Here is an 18,637-nt window from a genome sequence, read left to right on the forward strand (position 1 = left end):
ATAATAAGCATAGTGCCTTATTTAACCATTTCGTAAATAAGGCACTTTTAAACGTACTTCAAACTATAATTTATTATACCTTGATTTAGACTATAGTTTGCCAGCTTTTAGATCTGACCAAAGTCTTGTCTCAAGACGCAAAATATTCATCGGTTGTGGTTTAATCACAAATAATGTTTTTGCAACTTCCTCATCAGGATATAGCTGTTTATTGTTGGCAATTTCAGGAACAATGTACTGACGTGCCGTTGCATTAGCATTTGGATAAAACATTTCATTCGTGATCGCCGCGTGAACTTTTGGATCTTCCATGTAGTTAATAAATTTCATCGCATTTTCTGGATGAGGAGCGTCTTTAGGAACGGCCATCGTATCAAACCATACTGGTGCACCACCTTTTGGAATGTAGTAATCCACTACATAATCACGTTTTGCTTTTTTGGCACGATCGGCTGAAATCATCACATCGCCGTTAAAGCCATAAACCAAGCACAAATCACCAGAGGCTAATTCATCAATATAACCTGACGAACTAAATTGGCGAATATATGGACGAATGGCTTTTAACACCTGAAAGGCTGCTTTAATGTCATCAGGATTGCTGCTGTTCGGATCTTTTCCGATATAGTGCAATACTGCTGGTATCACTTGAGCAGGCTCATCTAACACAGAAATACCGCATGATTTGAATTTCTCAGCATTCTCAGGCTTAAACAAAATATCCCAGTTAGCCAAATCAGCCTCTTCACCTAAAATAGCTTTAGCCTTAGTAACATTATAACCAAGACCATTAGTACCAAATCCCCATGGCACAAGATATTCATTACCAGGGTCAACCTGTGCCACAATCGCCATAATAGCAGGATCTAGGTTTTTTAAATTTGGCATATTTTCTTTATCTAACTTTTGAAATAAGTTAGCTTGGATTTGTCTTGCTGCATAATGTGTGGAAGGCACCACCACATCATAGCCAGAGTTTCCCGTTAAAAGTTTGGCTTGTAAAATATCATTTGAGTCGTAGGTATCATAGGAAATCTTAATACCTGTTTCTCGCTCAAATCCTGGCAATGTATCAGGTGCTGTATATTCCGCCCAGTTATAAACATTCACCACATTATCTTCTGCTTGTACTGTCCCCAGGATGGTAACACTTAATGCAGCCATCACAGCAAGTTTTAGTGTTTTTTTCATATTACAACCTCCAAAAGTTTTCTGTGTTTGATGGGATATAAAACTATTGCAATTAAAACATAAAAAATTATCGAGATAAAGAAATAATTTTATTTTCTGAAAAGTAATGTTAAAGATAACTTAACACTTCTTCTAATCTTCCTACTGCCCTAATTTCCAAGCCCTCTATCGGTTGTTTGGGAGCATTATGTTTAGGCACCAAGGCAATAGAAAATCCTAGTTTTGCCGCTTCTTTTAAACGTTCTTGCCCACGGGGTGAAGGACGAATTTCACCTGATAAGCCCACTTCTCCAAAAGCTATCATACCTTTGGGCAAAGGACGATTTTTCATCGAAGAAATAATCGCCAATAAAATGGGTAAATCCGCGGCGGTTTCTTGAATACGCACCCCACCTACGGCATTAACAAATACATCTAAATCAAAGGTACTGATACCCGCATGACGATTTAATACAGCCAATAACATCGCTAGTCGGCTAGACTCTAGACCAATACTCAAACGTCGAGGATTAGGCACATGGGTGGTATCCACGAGGGCTTGAATTTCAACCAGCAACGGTCTTGTGCCTTCTTGAGTCGCCATCACACATGATCCCGGAATAGAATGATCGTATTGTGAGAGAAAAATAGCGGAGGGGTTATTAATGCCTTTTAGTCCTTTTTCCGTCATCACAAAGACCCCTAATTCATTGACCGCACCAAATCGATTTTTGATAGCACGAATCAAACGATAGGTAGAATCTCCCTCTCCCTCAAAATACAACACCGTATCGACAATATGTTCTAATACTCTAGGCCCTGCTAAAGCACCATCTTTAGTGACATGGCCGATCATAATTAATGAAATGCCATGTTGTTTAGCAATCCGAGTTAAACGTGCAGCACATTCTCTGACTTGAGAAACAGAACCGGGGGCTGCGGACAATTCACCTGAAAACAAGGTTTGAATCGAATCGATGACCACCACTTTGGGATGTTCGGTTTCTAATACCTGTTCGATGGTTTCCAACTGAATTTCTGCCATCAGGCGAACATGACTGGTATCCAATTCCAAACGTTGGGCCCTTAATGCAACTTGTTCAGCGGACTCTTCGCCCGTCACATATAAAGTGGCATATTGTTCCGATAAATAACAGAGAGACTGTAGTAATAAAGTCGATTTACCGATTCCTGGATCGCCACCTATTAGCGTAACCCCACCTGGTACAATGCCTCCGCCCAAAGCACGATCAAGCTCTGCAATACCAATTTTCATACGCGTGACTTCCTGTGGTGTCACCGTTGATAAATTAATAATGCCCGAACTTTTTGCTAAATGAGAAAAACGGTTCTGAGTGCTTGTTTCGACTGCAACGGCCACCTCTTCAATCGTATTCCAAGCATGACAATGCGTACATTGACCAAGCCATTTATTCGTTACGCCACCACATGCTTGACAGACAAATTGCGTTTTTTTCTTAGCCAATTTTTACTCCTTTGTGATCACTTCCACTGGCACTCTTTTTGCTAATGCACACATTAATTCATATCCTAATGTACCTGCTTGTTGAGCCACTTCATCAATACTAGGACCTCCTTGCCCCCATAATCTAACCCAATCCCCCTCTTTTACTTGAGGCAAATCAGTAACGTCTATCGTCATCATGTCCATGGACACACGACCGACAATCGGAGCAACACCACCTTTTAATATACGCACGTTAGCCCCCTTTCCAATCACCCTTGGATAACCATCGGCATAACCACAAGCTATCACCGCAATACGAGAAGCCCGTTTTGTTACAAAAAGGCCACTATAACCGATTGCCTGTCCACTACAGACATCTTGAATGGCGATAATTTGAGCGTCTAGATTCATGGCGGCTTGCACCTTTAACCAATCTGTCTCATCATAGGCTAAGGCATTGGATCCATACAAACTAATACCAGCACGCACCCATTGTCCTAGTGAAACCGCCTCTGGCAGTTGCAAACTCGCCGCTGAATTGCAACAGCTTATCCAGTCCCAATCAAAGCCAGCAATCATTTCTTGAAAAGTTGATAATTGTTTTTTTGCATGCTCTAAACATTTTTCATCTGCACGAGCAAAATGTGTGATGACACCAATACTTGAAACTTTTCCTAACTGTTCAAGCTGTTTAATTTCTGTATAGGCTTGCGATAAATTAGCATGAGTAAATCCCAATCGATTCATGCCTGAGTTAACTTTTATCGCCACACGAATAGGATGGTGAATCACAGCTTGTTTTATCCATTCTATTTGACGAGTTTGATGAATGCTAATGGTCAGATCATATTGTTGCACTCTATCTAAATCCGCTGGTTCAAAAATACCTTCTAATAATAAAATAGGCTTTTTCCAGCCATATTCTCGACATTTTTTGGCTTCTTGAATATCCAACATCGCCAATCCATCAGCTTCTGCAAAGCCTTGACAAGCCTGTTCAATACCATGCCCATACGCATTTGCTTTCACAACGGCCCATACGTTCTTATCTGCCGGCAATGCTTGTTTGAATACGGATAAATTATGTTTCATAGCTGCAAGGTTGATTTGAGCTTTAATCGGACGTGGCATAATCGATCTCTATCATTTACAATATGCAAAGATTATAATGCAATGTCTAATTCATTTCATCGCCACTATGACAAACTTTACTGACACTCGTTTACCACCCTATCTTAAATTCCCAGAATTTGCTTCCATTATGTATTATGCCATTCGTTTTGCACCGGAAACGCAACAATTCTTACTGACTGTTTTATACACACTAAATGAGGAAATCAGCGAAGTACGTCAAGTTTCTGACCCTAATTTGGCCAAGGTCAAATTACAATGGTGGCGACACGAAATTGAAAAGTTATACGAAAAAAAAGCAGAACACCCCGTTGTACAAGCCTTATATCCTTATCTCTCTGTCTTACCCAAAGAACATTTGGAAAAAATCATTGATTTATATGAAATGGATTTAAACCAAAATCGATATCAAGATTTCACCGAGCTTGGGGAATATTTAGGGCTGTATGGACAAAGTTATTTTATTTGTTTGGCCTATGTTTCAGGCCTACTTCATCACGCTAGTTCTCATGCTGATCACTTACTGATCGCATCCATAGGAGAAGCTGCTTTACTTACCGAAAAGTTGCATAAAATGGGACAAGATATTGCTAAAGGATATATTTATTTGCCCATTGACATGCTTAAAGAAAAACAACTCAAACCCGCCCAATTACTTCATTACGAGCAATCACCTGAAATTCAGGCTATCTGCGAAACACTCGCTACCACGCTTAAAAACACCTTGACAACAGGTATTAAAGAACTAAAAAAATTCCCAAAAGATAAGCGTTGTTTTATTCGATATATCGCACGGGCTAGTTTATTTACTTTGAAAAAATTAGAACAAGACCATTGGCAAGTGCTTAAACATCAAGTCACACTTTCTCCCATGAAACTACTTTGGATGGCTTGGAAAAATAGCCATTTTTAAATAAGAGGAACACATGAATTTTCTTGCAGTCGCACTCGGTGCCATGCTTGGCGGAATCGGTCGTTATAGTATTTCGTTGTTGATACCGAGTTATTGGGGAACGCTCACGGCTAATGCTATGGGTGGCTTTCTCATTGGATTATTACTCTGTTTTTCTGGATCAGACACCTTTCGCTTATTTGCCATCACAGGCGTATTAGGTGCATTCACCACCTTTTCCACGTTCTCGGCTGAATCCATTCGTTTTATCATGGCTGGTCAACTACTATCTGCCTTACTTTATATTCTAGCAAGTCTTGTTATCACATTATCGTTGACTGCATTAGGCTTATATCTAGGCAAACAATTCCTGTAAAAAACCAATCTCACTCAGACAGTGTCATAAATGAGATTGGTCTTCAAATTTAGAACCTTAGCCAAATAAATGTTTTTCCATATAGGCTTTTACATCTTGGGCATTATTGTTTAAGACATCCACTTTTTGAGGCAAGTCCAATAAATGCTTCAAATGCTCAGGATAAGGAACTTGTACGCCAATCGCCTCTTGAATAGTTGCCGCAAACTTAATAGGTAAGGCCGTTTCCAACACCAACATGGGAACATCTTTCTCAAGATAATGTCGAGCTACTTTCACACCATCTGCGGTGTGAGGATCAATCATTACCTTATCTTCATTCCAAACCGTTTGAATGGTCTGGATTCGATCGGCATGAGTACTGCTATCTGATTGGAATCCATATTTTGATTCAAATAAAGGTCGGTATGACGATAAGTCAAAATAACCTTCTGTTGACAATTTATTCCATAGATTAGTTAATTTGGTGCTATCTCTATCAAGCAATTCAAACACAAATCGCTCAAAGTTAGATGCTTTGGAAATATCCATTGAGGGACTAGAGGTGGCATAAGTCTGTGCCGATGAACGGGTGCGATAAATCCCTGTTTTAAAGAACTCATCCAACACATTATTTTCGTTTGTGGCTAACACTAAACGACGAATTGGTAACCCCATTTGACGAGCCATAAAGCCAGCAAAGATATTACCAAAATTTCCAGATGGTACACAGAAAGACACTTCTTTGGCCCCTGTAGCATCTGTTGCACGTAACCAACCCCAGAAATAATAAACAATCTGTGCAGCAATTCTGGCCCAGTTAATAGAATTAACCGCTCCCAACTTTAGTTCTTGACGAGTTTGATCGTGACCGCTTAACGTTTTCACAATATCTTGGCAATCGTCAAAAACCCCTTTGATAGCGATATTGAAAATATTCTTATCGGTCAAACTGTACATCTGGGCACGTTGAAAATCACTCATTCTGCCATAAGGCGATAGCATAAAGACATTCACGCCTTTTTTGCCTTTCAAAGCATGTTCAGCAGCCGAACCCGTATCACCTGAAGTGGCCCCGAGAATATTGATCTGCTCATTTTTTTGGGTCAATACATACTCAAAAATATGTCCCAAAAACTGCATAGCCATATCTTTAAAAGCTAGGGTAGGCCCCTCTGACAAGCCTAATAAGAAGATGCCGTGAGATAATTTTTTTAAAGGCACCATCTCACTCGTAGAGCTAGCATTAAATACCTTTGCTTGATATGTATTGTTTAGCAATTCAGCCAAAGTATGTTTAGGAATATCCGATATATACAAAGATAAAATTTCTGTCGCCAAACTAGGATAATCCAAGCCTCTCCATGATTCCAATAACGAAGCCGTGACGGTTGGAATCTTTTCAGGCATCATCAGACCTCCGTCTGTGGCCAAGCCTTCAAGCAAAATATCACAAAACTGTTGGCCTTTTGCCTGTCCCCTAGTGGATATATAATTCATCGTCATACAAAATTCTCCATACGAATGCGAACGACTTTTGAGTTCACGCAACTTAATGACTCAATATCCTTAATCGCTTCATTTGCGGCCCCTTCTTTGGCACGATGCGTCAAAATAATAATCGTTGCTTGACCATCATGTTCCTCATCTTGCAACATACTTTTCACGGAAATACGGCCTTTTGCCAAAATTTCAGTAACCTCTGAAAGTACGCCAGGACGGTCAACTACCGTAAATCGCAAATAATACGAGCTAATCACCTCTTGCATGGGGAGTAAATTAATATCACGCAAAGAACGAGCTTGGAAAGCCAATGCAGGTACTCGATGTTCAGGATTGGCATTTAACATTCTGGCTACATCGACTAAATCAGCCACGACCGCAGAAGCAGTGGGTTCAGAACCCGCTCCTTGTCCATAAAATAGCGTTTGACCTACTGCATCACCATCCACGACAACTGCATTCATCGCCCCATCTACACTGGCTAATAATTGTTGTTGGGAAACGAGCGTAGGATGCACTCTCATCTCAATCCCCTCTTCACGATGTTTCGTAATCCCTAACAACTTGATACGATAACCCAATCTGCGAGCATAACTAATGTCTTTTTCTTGAATCTCTCTAATGCCCTCAGTATAAACATGTTTAAAATTCACGGGAATCCCAAATGCAATGGCCGCTAAAATCGATAACTTATGTCCTGCATCGATGCCCTCAACATCAAAGGTCGGATCCGCTTCTGCATAGCCCAAACGCTGTGCTTCAGACAACACCTGCTCATATGCCAACCCTTTTTTGTACATTTCACTCAGGATAAAATTAGTGGTGCCATTAATAATGCCTGCCAACCATAGAATGCGGTTTCCCGTTAACCCTTCTCTCATGGTTTTAATAATCGGAATCCCGCCCGCAACCGCCGCTTCAAACGCCACAATCACTTTCTTTTCAGCAGCCAAAGCAAAAATTTCATTACCATAATGTGCGAGCAACGCCTTATTAGCCGTCACGACATGTTTGCCATTTTCAATCGCTTTAATCACAATGTCTTTGGCCGTGGTCGTCCCACCAATCAGCTCCACCACAACATCGACATTCGGATCGTTAATCACATCTTCCATATTATCTGTTACAGGAATATGTTCATCAACGTGTCCTATGGCTTTTGAAGGCGTACGTGTGGCAATACGCACCACTTCGATGTTACTGCCTGCACGACGCGTAATCTCATCAGCGTTACGTTTTAAAACATCATATGTACCGCCTGCGACGACACCAAACCCTAATAACCCAACTTTAATTTTATTTGTCATTTTTCAAAAAACCATCTTTACGAAACATTTCTTTAATACCACGCACTGCTTGACGAATACGCTGTTCATTTTCAATCAAAGCAAAACGAACATGATCATCACCATAATCGCCAAAGCCAATACCTGGAGAAACCACTACTTTAGCCTCTTGTAGTAGTTTTTTAGCAAACTCCAACGACCCCAATGATTTGTAAAAATCTGGAATTTCTGCCCAAATATACATTGAGGCTTTTGGAATTTCTACATTCCATCCAATATCATGCAAGGCTTTACACAATACATCACGACGTTTTTGATAAGTGCTACGAATATCTTCTACGCAGTCTTGTGGACCCTCTAATGCAGCAATAGCCGCCACTTGAATCGGCGTAAACGTGCCATAATCATTATAGCTTTTCATACGTGCCAATGCAGCGATAATCTCTTGGTTACCCACCATATAACCGACTCGCCAACCTGCCATATTGTAGCTTTTGCTCATAGTAAAAGACTCAACCGCAATATCTTTAGCACCTGGCACCTGCATAATAGACGGAGCTTGATAACCATCAAAGGTAATATCCGCATAAGCTAAATCATGCACCACAATAATGTCATAACGTTTTGCTAATTCCACAATACGTTCAAAAAATGCTAAATCTACGCACTGGGCGGTCGGATTACTTGGGAACCCGAGAATCATCATTTTAGGTCTAGGAATCGTTTCAGTAACCGCTTTTTCAATTTCTGCAAAAAAATCTTTCCCCGGTTTTATGGGTACCGATCTAACGCTCGCTCCTGCAATCACCACCCCATAGATATGAATAGGATAACTAGGATTAGGCACTAACACCGTATCACCGTGATCTAATGTGGCCAACATCAAATGTGCCAATCCCTCTTTTGAACCAATCGTCACAATCGCTTCTCTATCAGGATCAATCGTGACATCATAACGTCTGCGATACCAGTCAGAAATGGCTTTGCGTAAGCGAGGAATCCCTCTAGAAGCAGAATACCCGTGTGTATCTGGACGAATACTGGTTTCTTGCATTTTTTTCAAAATATGTGCAGGAGTAGGACCATCAGGATTACCCATTGACATATCAATAATATCTTCACCTCGACGGCGTGCAGCCATCTTTAACTCAGACATAATGTTAAATACATAAGGAGGCAGGCGATCAATACGAGGGAAATGACGCATAATTTGTTACCTATTATTCTATTAAGTTAATACAAAGATACTAATCTAGCACAAGTCAACAATTTTGGGCAACTCATCTTCTATACGTTATAAAATAATGTGTTATTTTTGACTATTATTGGAAAGATTTGTGTTACTGCAACAAGAATTAACGCCTCATCTTAATACGATTACCGCCTACGGAAATGGTTTCATAGAAATCAACGCCCAAAAATTCCACCAACCTGTTTTTCTACGTCCTAATGGAAATATCCAAGAATGGAATATTCGTTCATTGGATGACATCAATCTTGATATGTTAGAAAAAATTGCAGGTGTCACCCATGCTAGTTCAGATGTTTTTGACTTTTTAGAGGATCAGGTAAAACGATATGAAAACGGTCCTGAGTTGATGATTATTGGCACAGGCAAGACCCAACGTTTTTTACCGCTTCATATCACAGCCCCTTTTTTACAATCCAGAATTGGTATCGAAACCATGGATTCACAAGCAGCGGCTCGAACCTATAATATCCTGATGTCTGAGGGGCGTGATATTGTACTAGCTTTATTTATCGAATAACGTTTATGCTTAATCTCATCATCATCCAATTTTTTGGTTTATTAACGCCAGGACCTGATTTTTTCTATGTCAGCCGAGTGGCCGTTAAACACACACAAAAAGTTATTCTAGCTAATATACTCGGCATTACAGCAGGAGTATTGTTTTGGGCCACTTTAGCCACGCTTGGTTTATCACTTTTAATGCATGCCTACCCGAATTTACATGGTGCATTAATGTTGGCAGGTGGCTCCTATATTGGATACTTGGGGGTAAAACTCATCAATGTCAAAAACAATATCAGTGATGCCCAAGCCCCTGTTCTATCCAAACCACATCAATCACTGACAAAAGAATTCCTCAAAGGCCTATTTGTCAATCTTTCAAATGCCAAGGCCATCATGTATTTTGCCAGTGTGATGTCCAATATACTTGGTGATATAAAGGATCCTGAACATATTCTTATCGCACTTGCGATTATTGTGATAGAAACCTTTGCTTATTTTTATTTAGTGGCATTATTATTTTCACGAAAAATAGCCAAATCATTCTACTATCAACACAGCAGACGCATTGATAATCTGGCGGGTTGTATTTTCTTGTGTTTTGGGATTTGGTTGATTTATAGTGGATTGAAAGAATTATTTTTATTATTTTGATAACAATGGAGGCTAATCATTATGTCAGTTGAAATCGGAAAAAAAGTTCCTACGTTTCAAGCTCAAACTCAATTCGGAGACATCAGTTCAAACGATTTTAAAGGAAAAATAACGGTTTTATACTTTTACCCCAAAGATAATACGCCCGGTTGCACAACAGAGGCCCAAGACTTTAGAGATCATTTAGAGGCTTTTAAAAAGCTGAATATTCAAGTGATAGGTATTTCAAAGGATACCGTAAAAACTCATGCAAATTTTGATCAAAAACATCAGTTAAATTTTCCGCTAATTGCTGACCCTGAAAAAGAAATCTGCCAGATGTTTTCTGTGATGAAAGAAAAAAATATGTATGGCAAAAAAGTTTGGGGAATTGAACGCAGTACCTTTTTATTTAATCATGATGCGGTATTAGTGAAAGAATGGCGTGGCGTAAAAGTTCCAGGCCACGTACAAGAAGTACTTCAAGCTGCACAAGAACTGATTTAAAAGGATGTCATATGCCATTACCTTTAGAACCTAAAATCCTGGGCGATACGGTTAAAACCTCATCTAAAGCTGTTTCCAAACAGTCTTTCTCTTTGATCAAAGAAGAGAAAAACAAAATCATGGTCTTGGAAAAACAAGTAGAACATGATTTTAAAACCTTACAAAAAGAAATTCATCACCCCAAAAAATCTAAGGTTCAAGGGAAAGCATCGACTGAACACGAAGTTTTTTTTGAACATATCACGCATGCTCAATCTCAAGTTAAACAGATCATCGCTGATTTAAACAAACTTCAAGATGATTCAGACGCTAAAGATGACGTGATCCAGTATGCCCAAGCAGTGCTACAAAAAATCAGTATCATGAGAAACACCGCCACTGAGTTATTGTCCACAATTGGCGTGAACACGGATTCTCAAGTTATCAAACCCACAAGCACCAAAAAACCATCTATGGCATCCAAGCACAAAAAACTTTATGTTCTGGATACCAACGTGCTGTTGCATGATTCAAGCTGTCTTTTTAAATTTAAAGAGCACGATGTCTTTATTCCCATGATTACATTGGAAGAACTTGATCATCACAAAACAGGGAATAAAGATATTGCTCGAACCGCTCGTGAAGTCAGTCGAACGTTGGCAAAATTATGCGAGCATTCTAGCATCGATAAGGTCACGCAAGGTATTGCCTTAAATACCATTGGTCATAGCGATGCCCTAGGATTATTGTTTTTTCAAACACAAGCATTGCAGGCTGATTTAAGCCATATTCTGCCTCATCACACCAAACCAGACAACACTATTTTAAGCGTGGTCAAATGCCTAAATGATACAGAAAAACGAGAAGTGATTTTAGTATCGAAAGACATTAACATGCGTATCAAAGCACTCGCGTTAGGATTAAAGGCCGAAGACTATCGTAATGATCTGTCACCGCTCATGGATGAAGACTTTTTATATACAGGCAAATATCAGCTTGAAGATCCGATTACTCCTTACATCAAGCGTGAATATCACCAAAACGGCAAAACCTATCTTGAATTAGAAGGCCCTTTTGAACATATTTATCCCAATCAACTTTGTTATAACCAAGATATTGAGGCTATCTCCAAATCTATCACACCCAATGGCATTATTTTGGAGAAACTGCGTGCTTACACAAAACAAGCAAAAGCCCATGTCTGGGGGATTTACGCCAAAAATCGTGAACAAAACTTTGCTTTAAATATACTGATGAATCCTGATATTCATTTAGTGACTATTCTGGGAAGTGCTGGCACAGGCAAAACATTGCTCACCTTAGCGGCGGGTATTGCTCAAGTACTTGAAACGCACACATATAAACAAATTATTGTCACGAGAGCCACCGTGTCGATGGGTGAGGATATTGGCTTTTTACCAGGTACAGAAGAGGAAAAAATGTATCCTTGGATGGGTGCTTTGGAAGATAACTTAGATTTTTTATACAAAAATACCAAAAATCATCTTTCTATTTCTGAGTCATCCAAACAAGAAATTCAAGCTCATATTCAATTTAAATCAATGAGTTTTATGCGTGGTAGAACGTTTACCGATACATTTATCATTATCGATGAAGCCCAAAATTTAACGCCAAAACAAATGAAAGCACTGATTACACGTGCGGGACATAATACTAAAGTCGTGTGTTTAGGCAATATTGCACAAATCGATACGCCTTATTTGACCGAAGGTAGTTCTGGCATTACGCATATTGTTGAACGTTTTAAAGAATGGGACAAAGCATCGCATATTATTTTAACCAAAGCTGAACGTTCGGAATTAGCTGAATACGCTGAACAGTATCTGTAAGATACGCATAAAAATCTCTAATCGCCAAGCACGATGAAGCTTATTTACGATTAGAGATTTTTTTATTTACGATAATTTTTCTTTAAGCCATTTTGAAACCAACGCCATATCTGCACGGCCTGCAAACTGGGCTTTTAGCACGCCCATGGCTTTACCCATCGCCTGCCCGCCTGATAAACCTTGGGCTTTTAATTCATTGACCACCGCATCAATGGCCGCATTTAACTCATCTTGAGAAACCTGTTCTGGCATAAACTCGCTTAATACCTCGATTTCGGCTCTTTCTGATGCAGCACTTTCTTCGCGTCCCGCTTGTTCAAACGCGGCGATAGATTCTTTACGTTGCTTAATTTGTTTTTCGATGATCTGTTGAATTTGTTGATCATTTAATTCAACACGCTCATCAACTTCTTTTTGTTTGATCGCAGCACTCAAGAAACGTAATGTCGCTAATCTCGCTGTTTGGCGGGATTTCATCGCTTCTTTTATAGCTTCATTTAAAGTTTGTTTTAATGTCATGCTCATAATGGTAAGATAAGAAAAATATTGACTCTATTGTAAACCAAAATTTATGAATCGTATTTTTACGCAACATATATTAGTACCTAATCATCAATCGGCACAACAGTTATTGGTCTTGTTCATGGACCCTAATCTTCCCATTGAATCCATTAACTTACTTTTGCAAAAATTAACCCAACACTTCCCTTTTGCTGCCATAGCACTCATTCAGGCAAGATGGACAGATGAGGAAAAACAAATCACCCAAGAAAAGGAGATGCGTTCATTAATCTCCAAATACTCAGAATCATTAGTCGATTACATCAAGAAACTTCAAGAACATTTTCACATTGCATCCGACGCAACGGCCCTCATCAGTTCGGGGCTTGCATCGAGTATTTGTCTAGATTTAATCGCTGAAAAGAAACTTTTGCCTGGTCGATTTATTGGTTTAATGCCCTTACTGGTTAATTATCCCCAGCATATTTCAGCCCAAACCACCCTACATTTGTTTTACAACCAAGATAATCCTTTTATTTCTTTACCTCGCATTCACGCCGATACACAGCATCTCAAAGAAATTGACACGGATTTTACCTATGATATTTTTGAGCATCCTTACCCTTTTAATGATGAAATCCTTGAAAGTATGATAAAACGCATACTCAATACCATTCCTTTGCGTATTATTCGCGAAGTTCACAAAAGCCAATCCAAGGATGACAAGACATGGAGTTAAGCCAAAAAACCATTATTTTAGGTGTTACAGGGGGTATTGCCGCTTATAAGTCAGCTTACTTAGTACGCCTATTGACTCAAGCAGGTGCGACTGTACATGTCGTGATGACGCGTGCTGCACAGGATTTTGTTGGAAAAACCACATTTCAAGCACTTAGTGGCCACCCCGTCTTAACAGACACCATTGGTAACGATCACGATACCATGGAACATATCCATCTCACCCGTCAGGCCGATGCGATTATTATTGCACCCGCCACAGCCAATACCATAGCGAATCTTGCAAATGGACAGGCCCATGATTTGTTAAGTGCGATGTGTCTGGCAAAAGGAAAATGCCCTTTGCTGATTGCCCCTGCTATGAATCATGAAATGTGGTCACATCCAGCCACCCAAAGAAATATTCAGACATTAAAACAAGATGGCTGCCAAATTTTTGGCCCCAATTCAGGCGTTCAAGCATGTGGTGAAAATGGACCTGGCAGAATGTTGGAACCAGAGGAATTGTTGGCAGAAATCATTGCTTTTTTCCAACCAAAGTATTTATCACAAAAACATGTGTTAATCACTGCTGGTCCCACTCAAGAGCCGATTGACCCCGTCCGAGTCATATCGAATCTATCATCTGGTCAAATGGGCTATGCACTGGCACGAGCCGCCAAGGAATCGGGTGCCAAAGTAACCTTAATCTCTGGCCCCACTGCCTTGCCCCAACCTTACGGCGTTGAGCGTATTAACGTTCACACCGCTAAACAAATGTATGAAGCGGTTATGAAAGCGGTCGATGAGTGTGATATTTTTATTTCCGTGGCGGCGGTGGCGGATTGGTATATCAAGAACTATCGCTCAGAAAAAATTAAAAAATCGAATCAAAAAATAGGCTTAGATCTTGAGTTTGGCGAAAATCCTGATATTTTAGCAAGTGTCGCACAACTTCCTCACCCGCCGTATTGCGTAGGTTTTGCGGCCGAAACCAACGATCTGTTTGAACATGCCCAAGCAAAATTAACGCGCAAAAAGATTCCTATGATCATTGCCAATCTGTCTCAAGATGCCATGAACTTGCCTCACACGGATGTTTGGGTACTAACAGAAAACGAAAAAATTCATCTTCATCCCGGTCCAAAATTAGCTGTTGCCCGGAACTTAATTAACATTATTGCCGAACACTATTATCAATCGTTACGATCTCAAGCTTAATGATGACGTACAACACTCAATATAGAGGAACACATGAAAATCGATCTTAAAATTTTAGATGAACGCATGAAAGAACAACTACCCGCCTATGCAACGGCAGGGTCTGCTGGCTTGGATTTACGAGCTTGCATCGATGAACCCATCACATTAGAAGCTCATCAAACCACATTGATTCCAACTGGATTAGCCATTCATATCGCCAATCCTAACTATGCTGCAACGATTCTTCCTCGTTCAGGATTAGGACATAAACATGGCATTGTATTAGGCAATCTGGTGGGACTGATTGATTCTGATTATCAAGGGCAGCTAATGGTATCAGTATGGAATCGCTCCGATACTGCTTTTACCATTCATCCTATGGAACGAATCGCCCAATTAGTAATACTCCCCGTTGTTCAAGTTGGTTTTAACATCGTTGATGATTTTGATAAAACCGAACGAGGCAGTGGCGGATTTGGTAGCACAGGTGGAAAATAAACCATAAAACTGAATCGCTAAGATCCACTGGTACCCTAGCGATTCAGTAGCCTGAATATAATCATCACTTTATCTTTTATCCTCTTACAACAAAGCTGTCATTAAAGATTTTGTTGTGTTGCAACGAAAATAATCGTATTGTTTAAAACTATTACACTCCTTTTCTAACAATAGAAAATCAATAAAACTGAACCTTTTTGTTTAAATTTTGCACAGCAACACAAAAAGTCAGAGAATGGCTTAAAACGTTCATTTTAAGTTTAAAAAATAGTATTTACACAACAAAAAATGATGAATTTTAAAAACTGTTAAAATTTTAACCTTTTTGCCTTGACTTATTTTCATTAAAAATACATCATATAGTTAGTTAGATGTTTTTTGTTTTTTTGCAGTACTACACAATTAATATCTGACATAATGGCAAGGGGAAGGCTTCCAGGTAGTATTAAAGTTTACTCAAGTGCTATTGTTTTAATTAACAATCTACATTAAGAGGCACATAAAATGTCTAATACCAACCACGCCAACTCTTTAGGAGAAAACCTACTTAAAGGAACTGTTAAGTGGTTTAACGACGCCAAAGGATTTGGGTTTATCACCCCCGAAGGCGGCGGAGAAGACTTGTTTGCTCACTATTCTGCCATCCAAATGACAGGATTTAGGACACTAAAAGAAGGTCAAGAAGTGAAATTTGAATTAGCGGAAGGGCCTAAGGGTAAACAAGCTATTAACATTATTGCCGCGTAGCACAGAGAACTGATGTTTTATTTGCATTAAGTAGTACCGCAGAAAACAAACTGACTATCTGTAAAACCACAGTTACTTTTAATAGTAATAGGCTTCTTCTTTAGAGATGCAACTAAGCCACCGTAGTTTTTTCTACGGTGGCTTTTCTTTATTCTCCTACAAAAAACTCGTTTTTATGATTCTTTGTTCATGCTTTACTCTGCTTTTTAACCTGACTAGAATCCAGCATCGCGATGATTTTTCTCAATCAAGCGTCTGAGTCTCTAACAAGCGATAATGAGCGTGTATGCCATCGATAATGGACTTTATCGCCAAATCTAAAGGTTTGTTTTCTTCATAATTACTTTCTAAAGCCACATGTACCCTGCCTTCACGAATTAATTTTTCAGCACTGGCCGCTTTTTCATTATTGGCATAAACGGCAATAGAATGTCCTCCCGACTCTTTCACTAATCGCATACAAGGCACATCAGTTTCACCATCACCAATAAAAATCATATTGAAAAACGGCACAGGACGTTCATTTTGAGGAACATATTCATTGATTTTTTGTACATCCGACTCATCCTCACAACCTTTATTAATACGAAATAAAAACTGTGTTTTGGTCGTGTAATTCACTGCTGTAGCGGGCCACATCGCCACATCATAAATATCATACAAATACCCTGAGGCATAAATTTTATGAATGTACGGGGCAATACTCGTCCCTTCTATCATCTCTCTCAATCCTGACGAAATAATATAATGCCGTAGCTCAAGACCTCGTTCTTTGGCGTATTCATTCAGTCTTTGAAACCAATCTTCCACCCCTGGGTAAAAACGAATTTCTGAACCGTATTTGAGAAAGTCTTGTTTTCTAACCCTTACCTCTGCTTCTTCCGCTTTCTTTAACATCCAATACATATAACTCAAAATACCGTCAGCTTTATTTTTTTGAGCCAAAGCATTAGACTGTTGCCAAAATTCTTGTGCGGTTATATTCAACTCAGGAATAAAATTATGTTCCTGCATATTTCCTGGCGCCAAGGTACCATCAAAATCATAAGCGATTGCAACAATAGGCTTTTTCATTATTTCCTTACCATTCCGATTAATAGCATTTCAATATTTTATCTTTTTATTCTTTACGATATTTCGCATTCACTCACATTTACTGTAACAAAAATAAGAATGAGATAATCTGCCTTTCAAATTCATTATCAGGCCCGTTTTTAGCGGTTTCTGAGACTTTAATTTCCAGCACACACACGTTTACTGTAACAAAAATAAGAATGAGATAATATGTCTATTAACTTCACCATCAGGCCCGTTTTTAGCGGTTTCTGAGGCTTTAATTTCCACCACACTCACATTTACTGTAACAAAAATAAGAATGAGATAATCTGACTTCCAAATTCATTATCAGGCTCGTTTTTAGCGGTTTCTGAAGCTTTAATTTCCACCACACTCACATTTACTGTAACAAAAATAAGAATGAGATAATATGTCTATTAACTTCACCATCAGGTCCGTTTTTAGCGGTTTCTGAGGCTTTAATTCGCACCATACACACATTTACTGTAACAAAAATAAGAATGAGATAATCTGCCTTTCAAATCTCGTTTTTAGCCTGGATGGCTAAAATAAAAAAGCACTGTTAGCTCATAAGCATAACAGTGCCGATATTCAAACGATTATTCGTTCATTAAGCAAAATTTTGCTCAACAAAATTCCAGTTCACCAAGGCCCAGAAGTTTTCCAAATATTTTGGACGAGCATTGCGATAATCGATATAGTATGCATGTTCCCACACATCACAGGTTAGCAAAGGTTTGTCATCACCTGTTAATGGTGTCGCTGCATTACTTGTATTAACAATTTCCAAATCACCTGATGGTTTTTTCACTAACCAAGTCCAACCTGAACCAAAGTTACCTGCTGCAGATGCTGTAAAAGCTTCTACAAACGCTTCAAATGAACCCCATTTTTTAGCAATCGCTTCAGCCAAAGCACCTTCTGGTTTTGCTTTAGCATTAGGAGTTAAACAATTCCAGTAAAATGTGTGGTTCCAAACCTGAGCAGCATTATTAAATACACCGCCACTAGATTTTTTGATAATTTCTTCTAAGCTTGCGTTTTCAAACTCAGTACCTGCTACTAATTTATTTAAGTTCGTAACATAAGCTTGATGATGTTTTCCGTAGTGAAACTCTAACGTTTCTTTTGAAATGCGTGGTTCTAACGCATCCATTGCATAGGGCAATGCTGGCAACTCAAATGACATAATAACTCCTTCTAATATTTAGGGTAGCCTGCCATTATAACAAGACTATTGACTTTTCGACTAGTCTTTAACAAGACTAAGAGATGAAGTCAGGCTTAATTCAGAATTCACCTGTTAATGCAAAAAATGTTTTTTATAGACAAACAGATAAGGATACAGACTTTCTAATCGTGCAACA

19 protein-coding genes are annotated in these 18,637 nt (G+C 39.2%); 10 read left to right on the forward strand and 9 right to left on the reverse strand.

Going from position 1 to position 18,637, the window contains the following annotated elements:
* Window positions 1-90 precede the first annotated feature (90 nt).
* The 3 genes from IX83_RS05030 to alr form a co-directional block, all read right to left on the reverse strand.
* Window positions 91-1,191 carry a polyamine ABC transporter substrate-binding protein gene (locus IX83_RS05030; RefSeq protein ID WP_038499874.1) on the reverse strand — a complete coding sequence of 367 codons (1,101 nt, stop codon included), beginning with the start codon at window positions 1,189-1,191 and terminating at the stop codon, window positions 91-93.
* Between the two features lie 109 nt (window positions 1,192-1,300).
* The gene (gene radA / locus IX83_RS05035; protein ID WP_038499876.1) at window positions 1,301-2,656 is read right to left on the reverse strand and encodes a DNA repair protein RadA; all 1,356 of its coding nucleotides are present in this window, start codon (window positions 2,654-2,656) and stop codon (window positions 1,301-1,303) included.
* 3 nt (window positions 2,657-2,659) lie between these two features.
* The gene (gene alr / locus IX83_RS05040; RefSeq protein WP_038499878.1) at window positions 2,660-3,769 is read right to left on the reverse strand and encodes an alanine racemase; all 1,110 of its coding nucleotides are present in this window, start codon (window positions 3,767-3,769) and stop codon (window positions 2,660-2,662) included.
* A gap of 67 nt (window positions 3,770-3,836) precedes the next feature.
* Here alr and IX83_RS08595 point away from each other — a divergent pair, with 67 nt between their 5' ends.
* Together IX83_RS08595 and IX83_RS05050 are read left to right on the forward strand one after the other, a co-directional pair.
* Window positions 3,837-4,682, forward strand: coding sequence for a squalene/phytoene synthase family protein (locus tag IX83_RS08595; RefSeq protein WP_051919334.1), 846 nt, complete (start codon window positions 3,837-3,839; stop codon window positions 4,680-4,682).
* Window positions 4,683-4,695: 13 nt separating this feature from the next.
* Window positions 4,696-5,037: a fluoride efflux transporter FluC gene (locus IX83_RS05050; RefSeq protein ID WP_038499879.1), complete on the forward strand. Its 342-nt coding sequence runs from the start codon at window positions 4,696-4,698 to the stop codon at window positions 5,035-5,037.
* Between the two features lie 57 nt (window positions 5,038-5,094).
* On the opposite strand, the gene thrC is transcribed toward IX83_RS05050, so the two are convergent.
* Genes thrC through alaC form a run of 3 tightly spaced genes read right to left on the reverse strand, consistent with a single transcriptional unit; the run spans window position 5,095 to window position 9,012 of the window.
* The gene (gene thrC, locus IX83_RS05055; RefSeq protein ID WP_038501602.1) at window positions 5,095-6,516 is read right to left on the reverse strand and encodes a threonine synthase; all 1,422 of its coding nucleotides are present in this window, start codon (window positions 6,514-6,516) and stop codon (window positions 5,095-5,097) included.
* Window positions 6,517-6,518: 2 nt separating this feature from the next.
* Window positions 6,519-7,826, reverse strand: coding sequence for a homoserine dehydrogenase (locus IX83_RS05060; protein WP_038499881.1), 1,308 nt, complete (start codon window positions 7,824-7,826; stop codon window positions 6,519-6,521).
* The gene (gene alaC, locus IX83_RS05065) at window positions 7,816-9,012 is read right to left on the reverse strand and encodes an alanine transaminase (RefSeq protein WP_038499883.1); all 1,197 of its coding nucleotides are present in this window, start codon (window positions 9,010-9,012) and stop codon (window positions 7,816-7,818) included. The genes IX83_RS05060 and alaC overlap by 11 nt, the downstream gene beginning before the upstream one ends.
* Before the next feature lie 130 nt (window positions 9,013-9,142).
* On the opposite strand from alaC, the gene IX83_RS05070 reads away from it, so the two are divergent.
* Genes IX83_RS05070 through IX83_RS05085 form a run of 4 tightly spaced genes read left to right on the forward strand, consistent with a single transcriptional unit; the run spans window position 9,143 to window position 12,527 of the window.
* A complete protein-coding gene (locus IX83_RS05070) occupies window positions 9,143-9,574 on the forward strand; it encodes an Mth938-like domain-containing protein (protein WP_038499885.1) in 432 nt (143 codons plus the stop codon).
* Between the two features lie 5 nt (window positions 9,575-9,579).
* Window positions 9,580-10,212 carry a LysE family transporter gene (locus IX83_RS05075; protein WP_038499887.1) on the forward strand — a complete coding sequence of 211 codons (633 nt, stop codon included), beginning with the start codon at window positions 9,580-9,582 and terminating at the stop codon, window positions 10,210-10,212.
* A gap of 21 nt (window positions 10,213-10,233) precedes the next feature.
* Window positions 10,234-10,698 (forward strand): peroxiredoxin, encoded by a 465-nt coding sequence (locus tag IX83_RS05080; RefSeq protein WP_038499889.1) that lies wholly within the window; start codon window positions 10,234-10,236, stop codon window positions 10,696-10,698.
* Window positions 10,699-10,709: 11 nt separating this feature from the next.
* Window positions 10,710-12,527: a PhoH family protein gene (locus tag IX83_RS05085; RefSeq protein WP_158074702.1), complete on the forward strand. Its 1,818-nt coding sequence runs from the start codon at window positions 10,710-10,712 to the stop codon at window positions 12,525-12,527.
* A gap of 66 nt (window positions 12,528-12,593) precedes the next feature.
* On the opposite strand, the gene IX83_RS05090 is transcribed toward IX83_RS05085, so the two are convergent.
* Window positions 12,594-13,052: a GatB/YqeY domain-containing protein gene (locus IX83_RS05090; RefSeq protein WP_174407398.1), complete on the reverse strand. Its 459-nt coding sequence runs from the start codon at window positions 13,050-13,052 to the stop codon at window positions 12,594-12,596.
* 46 nt (window positions 13,053-13,098) lie between these two features.
* Here IX83_RS05090 and IX83_RS05095 point away from each other — a divergent pair, with 46 nt between their 5' ends.
* The 4 genes from IX83_RS05095 (at window position 13,099) to IX83_RS05110 (ending at window position 16,193) form a co-directional block, all read left to right on the forward strand.
* Window positions 13,099-13,767 (forward strand): alpha/beta hydrolase family protein, encoded by a 669-nt coding sequence (locus IX83_RS05095; protein WP_038499893.1) that lies wholly within the window; start codon window positions 13,099-13,101, stop codon window positions 13,765-13,767.
* Complete coding sequence (coaBC, locus tag IX83_RS05100; protein ID WP_038499895.1) at window positions 13,758-14,966, forward strand: bifunctional phosphopantothenoylcysteine decarboxylase/phosphopantothenate--cysteine ligase CoaBC; 1,209 nt, start codon at window positions 13,758-13,760, stop codon at window positions 14,964-14,966. The genes IX83_RS05095 and coaBC overlap by 10 nt, the downstream gene beginning before the upstream one ends.
* A gap of 33 nt (window positions 14,967-14,999) precedes the next feature.
* On the forward strand, window positions 15,000-15,446 hold the full coding sequence (gene dut / locus IX83_RS05105; RefSeq protein WP_038499897.1) for a dUTP diphosphatase: 447 nt from the start codon (window positions 15,000-15,002) through the stop codon (window positions 15,444-15,446).
* 504 nt (window positions 15,447-15,950) lie between these two features.
* Window positions 15,951-16,193: a cold-shock protein gene (locus IX83_RS05110; RefSeq protein WP_038499899.1), complete on the forward strand. Its 243-nt coding sequence runs from the start codon at window positions 15,951-15,953 to the stop codon at window positions 16,191-16,193.
* Window positions 16,194-16,436: 243 nt separating this feature from the next.
* On the opposite strand, the gene IX83_RS05115 is transcribed toward IX83_RS05110, so the two are convergent.
* Both IX83_RS05115 and sodB read right to left on the reverse strand, forming a co-directional pair.
* Window positions 16,437-17,267: an HAD family hydrolase gene (locus tag IX83_RS05115; RefSeq protein ID WP_038499901.1), complete on the reverse strand. Its 831-nt coding sequence runs from the start codon at window positions 17,265-17,267 to the stop codon at window positions 16,437-16,439.
* Between the two features lie 613 nt (window positions 17,268-17,880).
* Entirely contained in the window at window positions 17,881-18,459 is a 579-nt protein-coding gene (gene sodB / locus IX83_RS05120) for a superoxide dismutase [Fe] (protein WP_038499903.1), read from the reverse strand.
* Between the last annotated feature and the right edge of the window lie 178 nt (window positions 18,460-18,637).

The organism is Basilea psittacipulmonis DSM 24701 (genome assembly GCF_000743945.1).
GTDB lineage: Bacteria > Pseudomonadota > Gammaproteobacteria > Burkholderiales > Burkholderiaceae_B > Basilea > Basilea psittacipulmonis.